Source organism: Mesorhizobium sp. M0437, assembly GCF_040321335.1.
Lineage (GTDB): Bacteria > Pseudomonadota > Alphaproteobacteria > Rhizobiales > Rhizobiaceae > Mesorhizobium.
Genome location: NZ_JAMYRK010000072.1, coordinates 1 through 17517, shown reverse-complemented (window position 1 = coordinate 17517; position 17517 = coordinate 1). Strand labels below are relative to the sequence as shown.

The 17517-nt window shown below is 61.1% G+C and carries 18 protein-coding genes; 11 read left to right on the top strand and 7 right to left on the bottom strand.

The features are described from left to right. Positions 1-158 precede the first annotated feature (158 nt). The 5 genes from NKI72_RS29255 (at position 159) to NKI72_RS29235 (ending at position 4992) form a co-directional block, all read left to right on the top strand. Positions 159-950, top strand: coding sequence for an ABC transporter ATP-binding protein (locus NKI72_RS29255; protein WP_352471507.1), 792 nt, complete (start codon positions 159-161; stop codon positions 948-950). Positions 951-1377: 427 nt separating this feature from the next. Beyond that, positions 1378-2256, top strand: coding sequence for an ABC transporter permease (locus NKI72_RS29250; protein WP_352851541.1), 879 nt, complete (start codon positions 1378-1380; stop codon positions 2254-2256). Next, the gene (locus tag NKI72_RS29245) at positions 2253-3389 is read left to right on the top strand and encodes an ABC transporter permease (protein WP_352851540.1); all 1137 of its coding nucleotides are present in this window, start codon (positions 2253-2255) and stop codon (positions 3387-3389) included. The genes NKI72_RS29250 and NKI72_RS29245 overlap by 4 nt, the downstream gene beginning before the upstream one ends. Positions 3390-3429: 40 nt before the next feature. Then, positions 3430-4401: an ABC transporter substrate-binding protein gene (locus NKI72_RS29240; RefSeq protein ID WP_352471510.1), complete on the top strand. Its 972-nt coding sequence runs from the start codon at positions 3430-3432 to the stop codon at positions 4399-4401. Between the two features lie 147 nt (positions 4402-4548). Then, a complete protein-coding gene (locus NKI72_RS29235; RefSeq protein ID WP_352851539.1) occupies positions 4549-4992 on the top strand; it encodes a CHRD domain-containing protein in 444 nt (147 codons plus the stop codon). Between the two features lie 40 nt (positions 4993-5032). On the opposite strand, the gene NKI72_RS29230 is transcribed toward NKI72_RS29235, so the two are convergent. The 3 genes from NKI72_RS29230 to NKI72_RS29220 form a co-directional block, all read right to left on the bottom strand. Next, a complete protein-coding gene (locus NKI72_RS29230) occupies positions 5033-6682 on the bottom strand; it encodes a thiamine pyrophosphate-binding protein (protein ID WP_352851538.1) in 1650 nt (549 codons plus the stop codon). After that, positions 6679-7854, bottom strand: a complete 1176-nt coding sequence (locus NKI72_RS29225) for a CaiB/BaiF CoA transferase family protein (protein ID WP_352851537.1) — start codon at positions 7852-7854, stop codon at positions 6679-6681. The genes NKI72_RS29230 and NKI72_RS29225 overlap by 4 nt, the downstream gene beginning before the upstream one ends. A gap of 78 nt (positions 7855-7932) precedes the next feature. After that, on the bottom strand, positions 7933-8868 hold the full coding sequence (locus tag NKI72_RS29220) for an alpha/beta fold hydrolase (protein WP_352851536.1): 936 nt from the start codon (positions 8866-8868) through the stop codon (positions 7933-7935). A gap of 267 nt (positions 8869-9135) precedes the next feature. On the opposite strand from NKI72_RS29220, the gene NKI72_RS29215 reads away from it, so the two are divergent. The 4 genes from NKI72_RS29215 to NKI72_RS29200 all read left to right on the top strand — a co-directional run bounded on the left by NKI72_RS29215 (position 9136) and on the right by NKI72_RS29200 (position 12189). Further along, positions 9136-9921, top strand: coding sequence for an alpha/beta fold hydrolase (locus tag NKI72_RS29215; protein WP_352539492.1), 786 nt, complete (start codon positions 9136-9138; stop codon positions 9919-9921). Then, positions 9918-10367 carry a MarR family winged helix-turn-helix transcriptional regulator gene (locus tag NKI72_RS29210; protein WP_352681842.1) on the top strand — a complete coding sequence of 150 codons (450 nt, stop codon included), beginning with the start codon at positions 9918-9920 and terminating at the stop codon, positions 10365-10367. The genes NKI72_RS29215 and NKI72_RS29210 overlap by 4 nt, the downstream gene beginning before the upstream one ends. 120 nt (positions 10368-10487) lie before the next feature. Continuing rightward, positions 10488-11501: a ribonuclease T2 family protein gene (locus tag NKI72_RS29205; protein WP_352851535.1), complete on the top strand. Its 1014-nt coding sequence runs from the start codon at positions 10488-10490 to the stop codon at positions 11499-11501. 73 nt (positions 11502-11574) lie between these two features. Further along, on the top strand, positions 11575-12189 hold the full coding sequence (locus NKI72_RS29200) for a hypothetical protein (protein WP_352851534.1): 615 nt from the start codon (positions 11575-11577) through the stop codon (positions 12187-12189). Between the two features lie 27 nt (positions 12190-12216). On the opposite strand, the gene NKI72_RS29195 is transcribed toward NKI72_RS29200, so the two are convergent. Next, positions 12217-13512, bottom strand: a complete 1296-nt coding sequence (locus NKI72_RS29195; RefSeq protein WP_352851532.1) for a GGDEF domain-containing protein — start codon at positions 13510-13512, stop codon at positions 12217-12219. A gap of 362 nt (positions 13513-13874) precedes the next feature. Here NKI72_RS29195 and NKI72_RS29190 point away from each other — a divergent pair, with 362 nt between their 5' ends. Continuing rightward, on the top strand, positions 13875-14099 hold the full coding sequence (locus NKI72_RS29190; RefSeq protein ID WP_352851530.1) for a histone H1: 225 nt from the start codon (positions 13875-13877) through the stop codon (positions 14097-14099). Here the strand turns inward: NKI72_RS29190 and NKI72_RS29185 are convergent. The 3 genes from NKI72_RS29185 to NKI72_RS29175 are packed head-to-tail and all read right to left on the bottom strand — an operon-like array spanning position 14096 to position 16057. Then, positions 14096-14566, bottom strand: a complete 471-nt coding sequence (locus NKI72_RS29185; RefSeq protein ID WP_352851529.1) for a hypothetical protein — start codon at positions 14564-14566, stop codon at positions 14096-14098. The genes NKI72_RS29190 and NKI72_RS29185 overlap by 4 nt on opposite strands. 4 nt (positions 14567-14570) lie before the next feature. Beyond that, on the bottom strand, positions 14571-15707 hold the full coding sequence (locus tag NKI72_RS29180) for a helix-turn-helix domain-containing protein (RefSeq protein WP_352851528.1): 1137 nt from the start codon (positions 15705-15707) through the stop codon (positions 14571-14573). A gap of 11 nt (positions 15708-15718) precedes the next feature. Next, entirely contained in the window at positions 15719-16057 is a 339-nt protein-coding gene (locus tag NKI72_RS29175; RefSeq protein ID WP_352851527.1) for a type II toxin-antitoxin system RelE/ParE family toxin, read from the bottom strand. A gap of 62 nt (positions 16058-16119) precedes the next feature. On the opposite strand from NKI72_RS29175, the gene NKI72_RS29170 reads away from it, so the two are divergent. Beyond that, the gene (locus tag NKI72_RS29170; RefSeq protein ID WP_352851548.1) at positions 16120-17010 is read left to right on the top strand and encodes an IS1 family transposase; all 891 of its coding nucleotides are present in this window, start codon (positions 16120-16122) and stop codon (positions 17008-17010) included. The last annotated feature ends 507 nt before the right edge of the window (positions 17011-17517 follow it).

Here is a 17517-nt window from a genome sequence, read left to right as displayed (position 1 = left end):
GGCAACTCCGGGCGTCTATCTGATGGGACAAGGGCGCGTGGAACTGGGGCGCATAGAACTGGGGCGAGTAGGACTGGGCGAGTGGAAAGCAACATCTGGGTAAAATCAATGGGATTCCGGCCGGCGCCGCAGTGGCCGGAAGCGACAGGCTACGGCCGATGACGGGAGTATCCCCAGCCGTTGTTTCGGCAAGCAAGCTTGGCCTGACCTTCCAGACCAATGATGGTCCGGTACAGGCGCTGTCGAATGTCGACCTGACGATCGGCAAGGGGGAATTCGTGTCCTTCATCGGGCCCTCCGGCTGCGGCAAGACGACCTTGCTGCGCGTCATCGCCGATCTGGAGAAGCCGACATCGGGAGCCATCTCCGTCAACGGCATGACGCCCGAGCAGGCGCGCCAGAGCCGCGCCTATGGCTATGTCTTCCAGGCGGCCGCACTTTATCCGTGGCGCACCATCCAGCGCAATGTGGCACTGCCGCTGGAGATCATGGGCCTGTCCAGAGCGGAGCAGGCGGCGCGCATCAAGCGAACCCTCGACCTTGTCAATCTCAGCGGCTTCGAGAAGAAATACCCCTGGCAGCTTTCGGGCGGCATGCAGCAGCGCGCCTCGATCGCGCGGGCGCTCGCCTTCGACGCCGACCTTTTGTTGATGGACGAGCCGTTCGGCGCGCTGGACGAGATCGTGCGCGATCACCTCAACGAACAGCTGCTGGAGCTTTGGGAGCGCACCAACAAGACTATCTGCTTCGTCACCCATTCGATCCCCGAGGCGGTCTATCTGTCGACGCGCATCATCGTCATGTCGCCGCGCCCGGGGCGTGTCAGCGACGTCATAGAATCGACGCTGCCGAAAAAGCGACCGCTCGATATCCGCGAGACGCCGGAGTTCCTGGCCATCGCGGCACGCGTGCGCGACGGGCTGAGGGCAGGGCACAGCTATGATGATTGAGCGGGATGAACTCCCTCCTCTCCCCGTTGGGGCTAGCGGGGCCGCCCATGCCTTCGTCATCCTAGGGCGGAGCAGCCGCGAAGCGGCCTGCGCAGACCCTAGGATCCATGCCGTGACATTAGCCGAAAGGCGCAAGCGGTTCAGAATATTCGCCGGCCAGAGCGGTGTGGAGGGAGCCATTTTCAGCACCGTTGCGGAGCGGGGAGGTTACGGCATGGATCCTAGGGTCTGCGCCGCGTCGCTGCGCTCCTTGCTTCGCCCTAGGATGACGAAAGCGTGGTGGGGCGCTCCCGATACGCACGCCGCTTCGCGGCGGTTCCGCCCTAGGATGACAAAAGCGCGGTCACCCTCACCCGGCCTCCGCTTCGCTCCAGTCACCCTCTCCCCGTTGGGGAGAGGAGGGCGCTTACCCGGCGAGGCCTGCTAGATGGACTCGTTTCGCGACAAGATCGTTCCGGTGACCTCGATCCTCCTGGGCGTTGTCGTCGTCTGGTACGTCATGGCCGTCATCCTCAACACGCCGTTCCAGCGCGATCTCGACCGCCGCGCCAATCAGACACCGGGTATTGTGGAATTCATCGGCAAGACGCTGGTACAGCCGAAGCCGACGCTGCCGGCGCCGCATCAGGTGGCGGTGAATTTTTTCGAAAACACCTTTCTGCGCAGCATCACCTCGAACCGCAGCCTTGTCTACAATGCGTGGGTGACGCTGTCGTCGACGCTGCTCGGCTTTGCTTTCGGCACGGCGCTCGGCATCGTCATCGCCGTCGGCATCGTGCATGTGGCGACGCTCGACCGCAGTCTGATGCCGTGGATCATCGCCTCGCAGACCATTCCGATCCTGGCGGTGGCGCCGATGATCATCGTCGTGCTGGCGGCGATCGGCATCACCGGGCTTATCCCGAAGGCGCTGATCTCGACCTATCTGTCGTTCTTTCCGGTGGCAGTCGGCATGGTGAAGGGACTGCGCTCGCCCGAGCTTACCCATCTCGACCTGATGCACACCTATAATGCCAGTGCCTCGCAGACCTTCTGGAAATTGCGGGTGCCGGCTTCGGTGCCGTTCCTGTTTACCTCGATGAAGGTGGCGGTGGCCGCCAGCCTGGTCGGCGCCATCGTCGGCGAGTTGCCGCCCGGCGCCGGCGCCGGCATCGGCGCCAAATTGCTCGCCGGCGCCTACTACAGCCAGACCATCGACATCTGGTCGGCTCTGGTTGCCGGGTCGGTGGTCGCGGCGCTGCTGGTGATGGTCGTCGGCATCGCCGGGCGCCTTGTCGACCGCGCCATGGGCGGGAGGCCGGCATGAGCTCCATCCTGAACCTTTCCTCAATCACGCCTCGATCCTGGCAGGGGTATGCAGCGCTTGTCCTGCTTGCCGGCGCGCTGCTTCTTTGGCCGCTCGTCAGCGCTACGCCCGGTTACGGCATGGCAACTGCGGTTTTGATTTTCATTTTGCTGCTCGTGGCAATCGAGGCCGACAACTTTCCACCGATGATCGGGGTGGTGTTGCTGTTCCTTGGCGCGAATGGCGCAGCGTGGATGCTGCTCGCCGGCATAACCGGCAATGAGGGCAGCGCTCGCGCATCCTTCTATCTGCTGCTCGTCGCGGCGTGGTTTTTGGCCTGGCGCTGCGTAACGGTCTTGTCGTCGTTTCGCCCGACGTCGCGCTGGGCGTCAACCGCCCTGCGCCTGATCATTCCGGCCATCTTCGGCGCCTGGATCCTGATCATCTGGGAGGCGGTGACGCGTGGTGCCGGCATTCCCTTCATCCTGTTGCCGCCGCCAAGCGCCATCGGTGCACGCATCGTCGGCTCGCTGCCGGTGCTGGGGGCCGATATCAGGCAGACCATCTTCAAGGCGGTTATCTTCGGCTATGTGGTGGGGAGCAGCGCCGGCTTCCTTGTTGCCATCGCCGCCGACCGCGTGCCGTTCCTGCGGCGCGGGCTCTTGCCGATCGGCAATATGGTGTCGGCGCTGCCGATCATCGGCGTCGCGCCGATCATGGTCATGTGGTTCGGCTTCGACTGGCAGTCGAAGGCAGCGGTGGTCATCATCATGACCTTCTTCCCGATGCTGGTGAACACCGTCGCCGGGCTTGCCGCCTCCGGCCATATGGAGCGCGACCTGATGCGCACCTATGCCTCGAGCTACTGGCAGACGCTGTTCAAGCTGCGGCTGCCGGCGGCGGCACCCTTCATCTTCAATGCGTTGAAGATCAATTCGACGCTGGCGCTGATCGGCGCCATCGTCGCCGAGTTCTTCGGCACGCCGGTGGTCGGCATGGGATTCCGCATTTCGACGGAAGTCGGGCGGATGAACATCGACATGGTGTGGGCGGAAATCGCAGTTGCAGCACTTGCGGGTTCGGTCTTTTATGGCGTGGTCGCTCTTTTCGAGAGAGCAGTCACGTTTTGGCATCCCTCTGTCCGTGGTGGATAGGGGCGGTGGGTTTAGGGCGCTAACTTCAGAGGGTAAAAACATGAAAAGACTTGTTGTTTCGATGCTGGCCGGCGCGATGTCGCTTGCCGCGTTCCAGGCGATGGCCGCGGACAAGGTGACGCTGCAGCTGAAATGGGTCACCCAGGCACAGTTCGCCGGCTATTATGTCGCCAAGGCCAAGGGCTTCTATGAAGCCGAGGGCCTCGACGTCGACATCAAGCCCGGCGGCCCGGACATTGCGCCCGAGCAGGTCATCGCCGGCGGCGGCGCCGACGTCATCGTCGATTGGATGGGCGGTGCGCTGGCTGCGCGCGAGAAGGGCGTGCCGCTGGTCAACATCGCCCAGCCATTCAAGAAGGCCGGCATGGAGCTGGTCTGCCCGAAGGACGGGCCGGTCAAGACGGAAGCCGACTTCAAGGGCCACACGCTCGGCGTCTGGTTCTTCGGCAACGAGTATCCGTTCTATGCCTGGATGAACAAGCTTGGCCTCAAGACCGATGGCGGGCCGGACGGCGTCACCGTGCTCAAGCAGAGCTTTGACGTGCAGCCGCTGATCCAGAAGCAGGCGGATTGCATTTCGGTCATGACCTATAACGAGTACTGGCAGCTCATCGACGCCGGCTATAAGCCGGAAGAGCTGACCGTCTTCAACTATTCCGCCATGGGCAACGATCTGCTCGAAGACGGGCTCTATGCCCTGGAGGACAAGCTCAAGGATCCGGCCTTCGAGGACAAGATGGTGCGTTTCGTGCGCGCTTCGATGAAGGGTTGGAAATACGCCGTCGACCATTCCGACGAAGCGGCCGGCATCGTCATGGACAATGGAGGCCAGGACGAGAATCACCAGAAGCGCATGATGGGCGAAGTCGCCAAGCTGATCGACAATGCCGATGGCAAGCTCGATCCGGCGACCTACGAGCGCACCGCCAAGGCGCTGCTCGACCAGAAGATCATCAGCAAGGAGCCTACCGGCGCCTACACGACGGCGATCACCGACAAGGCCATCAAATAGGGCTGTCAAACTGGCTTGTAGCGGAAAAGGGGCGGGCGACCGCCCCTTTTTAGTGGGAGGTAAAATAAACGTTACCGGCGGAAACATCCGCTCGCAAAATCGTTGTGCCGGTGCATCCGCCTCAAGGGTGTCACAACGGAGGTTTCCATGCGCATCCAGTCCTTCACGCCGATGCTTTCGGCGCTGGCCATTTCTGCAGCCATCTTCTCTGCTTCACCGGCCTTGGCCGAAACCATAAGGATGACGGCGGCGCTCGATGGTGCTCAGCAGAACCCGCCCGTCACCACGAAGGGCAAGGGCACCGCCACGCTCAGGTTCAACACCGCCACCAAGAAACTCAGCTGGACCGTGAGATATTCCGGCCTCAGCGGGCCGGCGAAGGCCGCACACATTCACGGCCCGGCGGCAAAGGGTCAAAACGCCGATCCGGTGGTGCCGTTCGAAGGCAAGCTGAAGAGCCCGATCAAGGGTTCGGCGACATTGACCGATGCCCAGGCCACCGATCTTGAGGCTGGCAAATATTACGTCAACATCCACACCGCGGCCCATGCGGACGGCGAGATCCGCGGCCAGATCGAGAAGGCCAAATAGGCAGATCACGACGACAAAACAGGGCAATCATCCTGTTTTGTCAGGCCTTGTCGCGAATCTGGGACATCGTGCGGGTCGGCGTGATGGCTTCAGGGTCGAGCCGGATCTCTACGATCGACGGCTTGCCGCTGGCCCGCGCTCGCTCGAAGGCCGCCTCGAAGTCGGCGGTCTTTTCCACCGTCTCGCCATGGCCGCCATAGGCACGGGCCAAAGCAGCAAAGTCGGGATTCTTCAAGTCCGTGGCGACGACACGGCCGGGATATTCGCGCTCCTGATGCATGCGGATGGTGCCGTAGATGCCATTGTTGACGACGATGACGATGATCGGCAGCCCGTATTGCACGGCGGTGGCGAATTCCTGGCCGTTCATCAGGAAACAGCCGTCGCCGGCGAACGCGATCACGTCGCGGTCGGGGAAAAGCTGCTTGGCGGCGACCGCCGCCGGCGTGCCGTAGCCCATCGAGCCGGATGTGGGTGCTGCCTGCGTGCCGAAACGCCGGAAGCGATGGTAGCGATGCACCCAGGTGGCGTAGTTGCCGGCGCCGTTGGTGAGGATGGCGTCGTCCGGCAGCATCGTTTCGAGATAATTCATGATCGGCCCCATCTGGACGGCGCCGGGGCCGCTCTCCGGAGGCGTCGACCAGTCGAGATAGGCGGCGTGCAGCTTCGCTGCCTCAGCCGCCCAGACCGGCGTTGCGGTCGGCTTGCGTCCGGCAAAGGCTTCGACGAAAGCGGCAGGCGAGGCATTGATCGCCAGCGCCGGCCGGTAGACGCGGCCGAGTTCGCCGGCGTCGGCATGGATATGGACCAGCGTCTGGTCGGGGTAGGGACTCTTCAGCAGCGTGTAGTCGGATGACGGCATCTCGCCCATACGGCCGCCGATCAGCAGCACGAGGTCGGCCTGCTTGATGGCGGTTGCTACCTTGGGATTGATGCCGATGCCGACATCGCCGGCATAGTTCGGGTGGAGATGGTCGAACAGCATCTGGCGGCGGAAGGAGCAGCCGACCGGCAGCGACCAGGCTTCGGCTATCGTCCGCATCCGTGCAACGGCCTGCGCGTCCCAGCGCGTACCGCCGAGGATGACGAAGGGCCGCTTTGCCTGGTTGAGCAACAGTTCCAGTGCGTCGAGCTCGACTTCGCCAGGCCGCGTCTCAACAGGGGTATAATGCCGGGCGTCCGGTGCCTCCGCGAGGCTGGTCAGCATGTCTTCGGGCAGCGAGATGACGACCGGGCCCGGGCGACCGGACGTCGCCACCGCAAAGGCGCGTGTGACGAATTCGGGTATGCGTGCGGCGTCGTCGATCTCGACCACCCATTTGGCGATATCGCCGAAGAATCTGACGTAGTCGACCTCCTGGAAGGCCTCGCGCCCCTTGGCGTGGCTGGCGACCTGGCCGATGAACAGGATGAGGGGGACTGAATCCTGCATCGCGATGTGGATGCCGGCCGAGGCATTGGTGGCGCCTGGGCCGCGGGTGACGAAGCAGATGCCGGGCCTGCCGGTCAGGCGGCCATGGCAGTCGGCCATCATTGCGGCACCGCCCTCCTGGCGGCAGACGATTGTGCGGATCGGTGAATCATGCAGCGCGTCGAGCACCGCCAGATAGGATTCGCCGGGTACGCAATAGATACGGTCCGTTCCGTTGGCTTCGAGCGCATCGACGATGAGTTGTCCGCCGGTCTTCATTTTCCTGACCTCTCCAGTTCGGCAAGGATTTCTTCGGTGTGTTCGCCGAGACGCGGTGACGGACGTTCATAGACCAGCGGCGTGCCGGACATGACCATCGGCGCCCGCACCGAGGGCAAGAGATTGCCATGGCCGTCATCGAGGTCGAGCCGCATGCCGCGCGCGATGGTCTGCGGGTCGGCAAACATCTGGCCGATGTTGTTGATCGGGCTGGCCGGCACTCCGGCAGTCTCAAGTCTGGCCAGCAACGGGTCGCGATCGAAGGCTTTCAGCGCCTCGATCATATGCTCGCGCAGCTTTGCCCGGTTGGCGACGCGGGCGGGATTGGTGGCGAAGTCAGGGTTCGACGCCAGCTCGTCGAGGCCGACGGCAGCGCAGAACTTTGCGAACTGGCCATCATTGCCGACCGCCAGGATGATGTGGCCATTTTTCACCGGCACCACTTCGTAGGGCGCGATGTTCATATGCGCATTGCCCATCTGCACCGGCGACTGTCCGGAGACGAGATAGTTGAGGTTCTGGTTGCCGAGCGTCGAGATCTGGGTGTCGTAGAGCGCCATGTCGATATGCTGGCCTTCGCCGGTCTTCTCGGCATGGCGAAGCGCCGCCTGGATGGCGATGACCGAATAAAGCCCGGTGAAAACATCTGAAATGGCGACGCCCGCCTTTTGCGGTTCGCGGCCGGCTTCGCCGGTGATCGACATCATGCCGGCCATGCCCTGGATGATGAAATCATAGCCGGCACGCGGGGCGTACGGTCCCGACTGGCCAAAACCGGTGATCGAGCAATAGATCAGCCGCGGGTTTATTTTCTTCAGACTGTCATAGTCGAGACCGTATTTCTTCAGTCCGCCGACCTTGAAGTTTTCGATCAGCACGTCCGATGTCGCGACCAGCCGGCGCACCGTCTCGGCACCCTCGGGCGTCGAGAAGTCGATGGCGATGGAGCGCTTGCCGCGGTTGCAGGAATGGTAATAAGCGGCCGAAAGGTTCTCGCCGTCATGGCCGATGACGAAGGGCGGTCCCCATTTGCGGGTGTGGTCGCCGCCGTCCGGGCTCTCGACCTTGATCACGTCGGCGCCGAGGTCGGCAAGCAGCTGTCCGGCCCATGGCCCGGCGAGGATGCGTGCGAGTTCGATGACGCGGATGCCTTTGAGCGGAGGCTCAGTCATGGATCACCGTGGTTGATCGAAAGCGCAGCCTCTATCAATCCCGCGCGCCGCTGTCACGGCCCTTGCAATGGGCCAGTATCACTGTGCCCTCAGCACGTGGTCGGACCAGGCGGCAAAATCCTCCATGATGATGTCTCGGTTGACCTCGTTCAGGCTTTCGTGGCGGGTTTTGGCGTAAACCTTTGAAACGAGATTCGAAAAACCCATCATGTGCATCCGGCCGGCAAGATGCCTGACCGCCTTGCCGCCGTCCGAGGCCGGATCTTGCTCGCCTCCGACCAGATTGACGAACAGGTCGCGCCGCACGCCGGAAAAATTGCGGTCGCTGCCGCAATGCAGCGTCATCATGACGATGTCCTGCCACATCGACACCGATGCGTCCCAGCCGCAAAGCGGGTCGGCGATGTATTTCTCGACTTCAACGGCATCGCGCGACAGCCAGTCGAACGGCGTCCGGTGATTGGGCACCGCCTTGCCCCAGGCCCGGAACGTCAGCCGGGGCAGCAGGCGCGACGGCACGTCTGAGCCAAGCCGGAACTTTTCCCAACCAAGCATGGCCAGCGCGATTTGGCCGAGCAGTCCGGCCGAGAAATTGCCGTTCCAGATCGCGGCGGCATGGATGCGCGCCGAGTGGCGGAGGACAAAGTTCAGCGCGACCGACGCGCCCAAGGAGTGACCGAAGACGATGACCGGCAGGCCCGGCTGTTCCCTGGCGATGAGATCATGGACGGCGGCGACATCGGCGATGATCTTGGCACCGCCATCCGCATCGGCGAACCTGCCAGGTGGCGCGTCGGGCGCCTTGGTGGCGCCGTGGCCACGGTGGTCGTGCGCGTAGACCTGGTAGCCGCGCTCGCCAAGGAAATCGGCGAAACGGGCATAGCGCGCCGCGTGCTCGGCCAACCCGTGATTGACCTGGACAATGGCGCGCGGTTGGCCGATGGCGTGTTTCACATAAAGGTTGAGCTCGGCGCCGGTCGGCGATGCCAGCATCCTCTGCTTGTCAAATGGCATGTCTCGCTCCCGTCGGCGACTGTTGGGCGACGCAGCGATCGACGTCAAGGGACGTAGGGTACCCATTCGACGGTAGTTGACAGCATGCTGTCAATGTGATTACATGACAGCATGCTGTCAAATGGTCAGCGGCAGATTGGGGGTAAGACTATGAAAACCACCGGGGCCATTTCGCGGCGTGCAATCTTGCTGGCGGGCTTCGCCTTCACGACGGCCACTCTGTTGTCAGGGATTGCTGCGTTCAGTCAGGAAACCAGGGAGATGACCATGATGACGTCCACTGTTCCAGGCCCGCAAGGCCAGCTTGCCACTTATAGGATCAACGCCGGCAATGGCCTGCCGATCATGTTCCTGCATGGAGATTGCAGCCGCGCTTCCCACTGGGACCGGGTGATGCAGCTCTCCGTCGAAGGCCGCGAGGCGGTAGCCTTCGATTTTCGCGGTCATGGCGCCTCCGCGCCGGCGCAGGACGGTGACTATGGTTATGACGGTCGTGCAATGGATGTCGGTGCCGTGGCCGACGCGTTTGGCCTGAAGCGGTTTCTCATTGTCGCGCACAGCGGCGGCGGTGGCGTGGCGCTCGCTTATGCCGCCAGCCATGCCGACCGGGTCGCCGGTGTCTTGCTCGTCGACCCGGCGACCGATCCTCGTGCGCTGCCGCAGGCGATTCGTGACGGCTTTGTCCGCGATCTGGCCGGTCCGCAAGGCCGTGATGTCCTGAACGCCTATTACACGTCGATTGCCGGCCCTAACGCGGTTGTTCGCCAGCGTGTTCTGGCCGATGCGGCAGTGGTCGATCCGGCGGCGAGGGCAGGTGTCGGCAAGGCACTGGCCGAATGGAACCCGGAGCCGGCACTCGATGCGTATCGCGGGCCTATGTTCGTATTGGCTACCGAGGCCAGTGACACTCCAGCCGCGCTCTACCGGCTGCGCACGGACATTCCGCGCCAGATCGTGGCGGGCAGCGGCCATTGGGTGATGCTTGACAAGCCCGAGGTCGTAGCCGAAGCCGTTAATAATTTCGTCGCGACCATCGAGGCCGGCCAGAAATGACGACCAGGACCGAAGCGGCAAATGTGCTCACCGAACTGGTGCTTGCCGTGTTCAGGATGAACGGCAGTTTTCTGGATGCGGCCGACCGGCTGGCCGCTCCAACCGGGCTGACGGCAGCGCGCTGGCAGGTTTTGGGTGCAGTTTTGAAGGAGCCGAAATCTGTGGCCGACATCGCCCGCGACATGGGTCTCGCCCGTCAGAGTGTACAGCGGCTGGCCGACATACTGGCTGCGGAGGGGCTTGCCGCCTACGCCGACAACCCGGCGCATCGCCGCGCCAAGCTGTTGTCGATAACCGATGCCGGCCGGGCAGCGGTCAAGAATATCGGCACACGCCAGCATGTTTGGGCGAACCGCGTTTCGGAGGGTATGGACGCCGACGTGCTGAAAGCCTCGCTTGATCTGCTGCGCACCCTGACGGAACGGGTGGAGGCGGGCGGATCCTGATCGACCACGCGCGAGCCGTCTCAATGCGCTGGCGATTGTTTTTACGGCCGGCGAAAGAAATCGTAATTCTGACATGTCGCAAGTTTCTAGCTTGCGGCGTGAATCACGAGGAGTGCCGGAATGCGGATTTGGGCGATATGGCGGGCGGTGTTTCTTGCGTTTGCTGGCGCAAGCGCGGCGCGGGCCGATGTGAAGATGACCGGTTCTTTCGTCGCCGATGCCGCCTGTCCGGCAACGCAGGCGATCAAGAGCGGCAAGAATCCCGGCAATGTCTCGACCGCGGCTGGTCAGAATTATGATCTGCTGGCCGGCAACAAGGACGCGCCCACGCACTACCTCATTCGCGTGCCGGGCGCCGATCCGGAGCGCCGCTGGGTCAAGATCAGCTGCGGTCATGTTTCGGGCGGCAGCGCGTCGACGATGCCGGCTGCACCGGCGCCTGCCGAGCCGAACAAGCCATCGGCGTCCGGAAAGCCGGAATATGTCTTCGCGCTGAGCTGGCAGCCGGCTTTTTGTGAGACCAAATCCAGCAAGGCCGAATGCCGTGCGCAGACCGCCGCCGGTTTCGATGCGACCCACTTCACCTTGCATGGATTGTGGCCGCAGCCGAACGGAAATTTCTATTGCCAGGTCGCGGCAAGCGACAAGGCGAACGACGATCCGGCACACTGGCGGGATTTGCCGTCGGTCACCCTTGACCCGAAAACGCGAGCGGAACTCGACCAGGTGATGCCGGGCACCGCGTCCGCCCTCGAAAGGCATGAGTGGATCAAGCACGGCACCTGCTACGGCAAGAGCCAGCAGGAGTATTTCGCCGACGCCTTGAACCTGATGCGCGCGATGAATGCGTCGCCGGTGCGCGATCTCTTCATCAAGAACGTCGGCAAGCAACTGACATCCGATCAGATCCGCAGCACCTTCGACAGTGCCTTCGGCAAAGGCGCGGGCGACCGGGTCCGCGTGTCCTGCGTGGTCGATCCTTCGAACGGCAGGCGGCTGATCGGCGAACTGACGCTCGGCCTGACCGGCCCGATCGCTTCGAACGCTTCGCTCGGTGCCCTGCTGCTTGCCTCGGCGCCGACAGCCAAGGCCGGCTGCCCGAAGGGCGCGGTCGATGCCGTCGGGTTCCAGTAAACAGGCCGTACGCGACTGTCGCTTTGCGCCGGGGATGGTATGATCCCGGGGTTATCATTCGCAGGGGGTGGCGATGAGTGGTATGACGGGCGGCGCGCTGGCGCGGCTGGCGTTCTGGGCCAAGGGCATGACGGCGATCCGCGACGGCCATATGGAGTGGCCGGGCTTTTCCTACACCGAGGTGGAGTGGGCGCGCATGACCACGCTCGCCAAACCCGTCGGCAGCGGCACCTACCAATTGTTTACGCTGGTCAACGCGGCGATCTTCATCGCCATCGCCGCGCTCGGGATGTTCTGTGTCTTCCTGCCGCTGGCGGCGCTGCTGTTCCCGGTACCGGCCGAAACCAGTGCGCTCAAGTTTTCGCTGCTCCTGGCGGCATGCGCCTTCCTGATCATCGGCATCGGCCTGCCGATTTCGCTGCGTCTTTCGACCACGCTGGTGGCGCCGAAGGCAATGCGGGCCGCGCTTGTCGCCGTGCCCGGCGACCAGGCGCTTGCGGCAAAAGTGTCATGGCAGATCAACCGGATCACGCTCGTGCTCTGCGGCCTGCTGGTGCCGGGCATTCTTCTGTTCATTGCCTACGATGTCGAAGCCGGCCCGATTATTACCGCGTTGAAATGGCTGGCGATCGCGCTGATGGCGGTTTCGGTTGCGATCGGCGGATGGCAGCGGCGCAAACAATCCTGATTGAGCCAATCGCAGGCCTGGGCAGCGTTACGCGCCGGCGCTGCGCTCCGGCCTGGTCCATGTGTTGCGGGCGTCTGCTTCGTTGCCGCCCGGTTCGCCGACAACGCGATCGCGTCCCGTGGATTTGGCCTTGTAGAGACGCTGGTCGGCCAGCGCAAAGAGATCGGCAAGGCAACGGGTCGTCTCGCTGACCGTCGAGATGCCGGCGCTGACGGTAATGTCGAACCGGCTGGTGCTCGCGGACGTCTTGACCGCTTGCCTGACGGTTTCACCCAGCAGCCTGGCGAGCGGCTGCGGACGCCAGCCGAGGATGGCGAATTCCTCACCGCCGATCCTGAACAATTGATCTTCGGTCCCGACAAGTTCGCCAAGCAAAATCGCCAGGGCTTTCAGCACCTTGTCTCCCTCGGCGTGGCCGAAGCGGTCGTTGATCGATTTGAAGTGGTCGACATCGATAATCAGCAGGCTGAGCGGCCTGGCGGTCCGCAGGCTGGCGGCGACGGCGGCCTCGCCATCGCTGTCGAAGCGCCCCCTGTGCAGGAGGCCGGTGAGGCCGTCGCGACCAACATGCTCGACCAGCGCCTCATAGCGCTCGCGATAGGTCAGCGTGTCGAAAATGTCGGAAAGCCCGCGCGGCGCCGGCACCTGCCGCGCCTCGAACCACCTGATATAGGCGACCAGCATGGTGCTGTAGACCAGGGCCGCTGCCATCTTGGCGAACCAGCCGCCGAAGAACACCGCGACCGGCGCACCGGTGACGAAATGCAGCGCCGTGAAAAAGCCTGCCTGGTCGAAGGTGAGCACGCAGGCGACGGAGACCAGGATGCGGGTGAAAAGCGCCTTGCGCAGGTATTTGCCGAGCTTTTCATAGAGCAGAATGATCAGGATGGCGTCGACGAACAGCAGTGTCGTGCCCCACACCATCAGCCAGCCCATCTCATCGATAAAGCCGATGTCGGGAAGCTTGCCGTCGGGCAGCAGTGCGATGTCGTGCAGGCGCAGGATCAGCACGAGCCCGACCATCAGGGCATTGCCGAGCAGCAGGCCGTAAATCGGCTGCCGGACAGTTGCCGCGTCCTCCTTGATGTAGAGCAGGAGAAGCATCACCAGCTTGCCGGAAAACAGCACGGCCGAACCCGGCGATACCATGCCGAACGGCAGCGCGACGTAGAAGACGCTGGCGAGATAGGTTTCCAGGAAATGCATGACGCCAAGGGCGCAAACAAAGACGCCGAGGCCGATGCGGCCCCTGAACCGGAAAAGCGTGACCATGATGCCGAAATAGAGAACCGCTTCGGCAAAAAGCAGGAAACTGTTCAACACGGCCCGATCTCTCTCCCCGAAATCGCGGCTGCCAGCGATTTCCCATCCAACATTGTTTGACGCCGAATGGTTAACCGGAGCTTTCGCCTGGTAGTGGGTCAGTTTGAAATTTGACGGGATGCAATATGCATTTCACATATCGGCCAGGCCTCCTATATGCTGGCCAGAATGCATGAGGAGAAGCCTGTGCCCTGGTATGTTAAATCGACGAATCCTGACGGCTCTGTAAACCCGATCCTATGCGATGAGCACTGGCAGGTGGTCGAGAATTTCAAGGATCAGACTGCCCGTGGCCATCTTCCCATTACCATCGAAGATGCACAGGGCAGGAAAGTGGCCCCAGCATTTTTCGGGATAAGCTAATGGCATCTGGACCTAAAGCCCCCAAACGCCCGCGCGACCCGAACCAGTTGGCAAAGTCGATTGTCGATCTGGCGACTGGCGAGGCTGAAGATAAGAAGCCGCTCGCCAGCGCCCGCAAGGGCGGTCTCAAAGGTGGTGCGTCGCGAGCCAAGGCGCTTACGCCAGAGCAGCGATCCGAAATCGCGCGGGCCGCTGCGTCCGCGCGATGGAAGAAGGGCGCTTAGGCAGCGGCAGCGTCATCCAATTGAGACAACTCCTCCAAGTCCACGTTGAAGTTGAAGTCCATCTGGATAGGCTGAGTTGGGCATAGACGCTCACTGTAGCTGTCCAAGTCGTTCTTCAACTGCCAGCACTGGCCAAGTATCTGGTTGCGGCGATTGGCTGCCGCCATCTCCATAAACGGCTTTTCGGCATTCCAATCGTCCCACTTCATAACCAACTGCCCATTCTCACGCACACGGGCTGCATAGTACTTTCGGACACTTCGCCCCTTCTTATCTTTGACATGCTCCAAACCCATGGCGCGACCGATCTTTTCCGCGCACTGGTTGATCGCCATGCCGCGCGTAAGCTGGTATCTCTCATGGGCAACCGCCCATTCGGCGATCTGCTCTTTCCCGGCGGGCCATGGGTTGCCAGCCGAACGATAGTCTTCAACAATCTTCACCAACTGTTCATTGAACTTGGTCATGGTTTCAGGCTCCGTTCTGACCTGGGATTGATGGAACGGTCCCCCAACCGTCTGTTAGTGCTGTCTGCGCAATTATCTCCCTGACTTTTACAAGGTACTTATGGAAGTGAGTGTATGGAATTTCTTCTCTGTGTTGTAACTGCCCTACAACCAGACCAGGGTGAACGCCAATTCTCTTGGCGAACAAAAGGATTCGTTGCTCAGAATAAAGAGGACGAACGCGAATTATAAAGCTATTCAGTTCCTCTTTTGGAATTAGAAATTCCGCAGCTGCGTCATTCGCTAACATCTCTTCTTTCGGAAGAGCATCCTTCCTCTGCAACGATTCAGTTATCTCGGTATCAATCGTCAACAGGCCATCTTTATTTAAGATGTGTTCAATCTCGTGCCGTAGCACGAACCAGAAATTGTTCACTCTATCGAACCGCAACGACACTGCGATAACGGGCACTCCATCTATCCAAAATGCTGCCCCATCGATCTTTGATCCGGGCAAAAATTCCACGACAACGAACCTAACTCCCGCTGACGCCAGTATTTGCGGCACCTGTCGGATTTCCTCCGGCGCAACTAACAACTCACGAAGCTTGGCAACAGCGGATCGCAGTTTTTGCTCTGAGTATGTGGCGCTGCTTACGCCATGAGCCAAATGATAGGCACGGTATAGCCAAGCCCATTGCAATGGGCTTCGAGCATCATACTGATCAGCCTTCGCTGCATGCGCAAATGTCGGCTTCTCTTCGATGCTCTTGACACCGTAGAAGCGACACACTCGGCTCTCAACTACGTCGAGATTGTCTGAAGGCTCAATCCACTTCCTTTTCACAAGATCCCTGACGGGAAATGACGAATATAATGTTGAGCGGCGGCTGACTCCTTCGTCTGCCGGTTTCGCCTTTGAAAGGCGGTACATATTATCAAGGTTCATCCAGTATAGCGCGTCGTCGTCACCAAATGCCTTGGACAGTTCCAGCGCAGTCTGAGGGGTGATCTGCTTTTTCCCGGCCACCAACTCATTTACGAGCTGTAGAGGCCGTCCCATGATTTCGGCAAGATCGCCCTGCGTCCATCCGCGAGCGATCAGTTCATCACGGATGAACTCGCCGGGCGGGAAAACTTCAGCAGGTACACGGGTTGGCATGTTAAATGTCCTCAGTGATAGTCAACGATTTCAATGACCCTGATTGTTTTGCGCGGATGATCTCCCGCTATTTTTACGATCAGGCGCCATTGGTCATTCAGCCGCATAGAATGCTGACCTTCTCGATCGCCTGATAGCTTTTCGAAACGAAACGAACGTCTCGCGTAGAGCGTCCGTTCGTCCGACGCAGCACGTATGTGCAAGATCGCTCTGCGATACGCGCTAACCAAAGCATCGCCGAACCCACCTGTAAATTTCGGGTCCGTTTCAAGTTGATCCAGGGATTGATCATCGAAGGCCACTTCCATGGACTCAGCATATATAACCCCTTTCACGGGTGCGTCAATCACGTTTTCACCCCAAGGGTGATAATGTTGTTGACAGGCAGTCGCAGTTAAGCATAATGGTCAGTATGAATAAGCTCGACACCGCCACCCGTTCTAAAATCCTTCACCTGCTTGTGGGGGGCCAATCGATCCGCGCAATCACGCGCATCATGGGCATGAGCAAGAACACCGTCGCCAAGCTCCTTTCGGATGCTGGCGCGGTGTGTGCTGAATATCAGGACCAAGCCCTTCGCAACCTGACCAGCAAGCGCATTCAGGTCGATGAAATCTGGTCGTTCACCTACGCCAAGCAGAAGAACGTCGCGACTGCCAAGGCTGCACCGGAAGGCGCTGGCGACACATGGACATGGACGGCCATCGATGCCGACACCAAGCTTGTCATGTCTTGGCTGGTCGGCGGGCGTGACAGCGAATACGCGATGGGCTTCATGGACGATCTTTCGCGCCGCCTCGCCAATCGCGTCCAACTGACCAGCGATGGCCACAGGGCTTATCTAGAGGCTGTCGAAGGTGCCTTCGGCGGCGACATCGACTACGCCATGCTGATCAAGCTCTATGGCACTTCGCCAGACAGCGCCAAGGGCCGCTATAGCCCCGCCGAATGCACTGGTGCGCGCAAAGAACGGATCGAAGGCGACCCGGACATCAAGCATGTTAGCACGTCATTTGCCGAGCGTCAGAACCTGACAATGCGGATGCACATGCGCCGCTTCACGCGCCTGACCAATGGCTTTTCCAAGAAGGTCGAGGCTCACGCCAACGCGGTCGCTCTCCACTTCATGTATTACAATTTTGTCCGCATTCATGCTTCACTGCGCATGACACCGGCGATGGCCGCTGGCGTGACTGGCAAGCTTTGGGAGATCGCGGATATCGTCGCGCTTATCGAGGCAAAGGAAGCCGAGAGGCCGATGGTTCGCGGCCCGTATAAGAAAGGCATGCAGGGTGCAGCGTAACTTTGAATGCCCGGCAACTGCCGAGGCTTGCGAGGATAGTCGCTGTAAGCGCGCAGTCTGCGTCATCGCGAGGGAAGCCAACGACCGCAGGGATGACGTCGCGGCGGCAGAGATGGCTAGGTACAGCAAAGATATCGAGCGCGCGGCTCGTAACTATTGGAAACACAAGGGCATCGCCAGTCCGACCTACGATCAGATGCAGAAGGCGATGAACCATCCTACGATTATCGCTCACGCAATAAAGTTTGCGAAGCCAATTTCAAACTGACCCACTAGCTTTCGCCTGGGCGCCGGCACGAAATGAAGCGGCTAAGCGTTTGCGGGTGCGACCAAATCCGCCTGGAGCGGGTCATCGTTTCACGGAACCGCTGAACCGCTCCATCTTTTTTGTTTTGACGCAATTCCGGACGGAAAACCGTTTCACACTTTTCCTGGAATTGCTTGTCTTATGACTTTCGCTGCCGAATGGGTCAGAAAGGAACGCTGAGAGAGGGTAGCCGCCCTCCC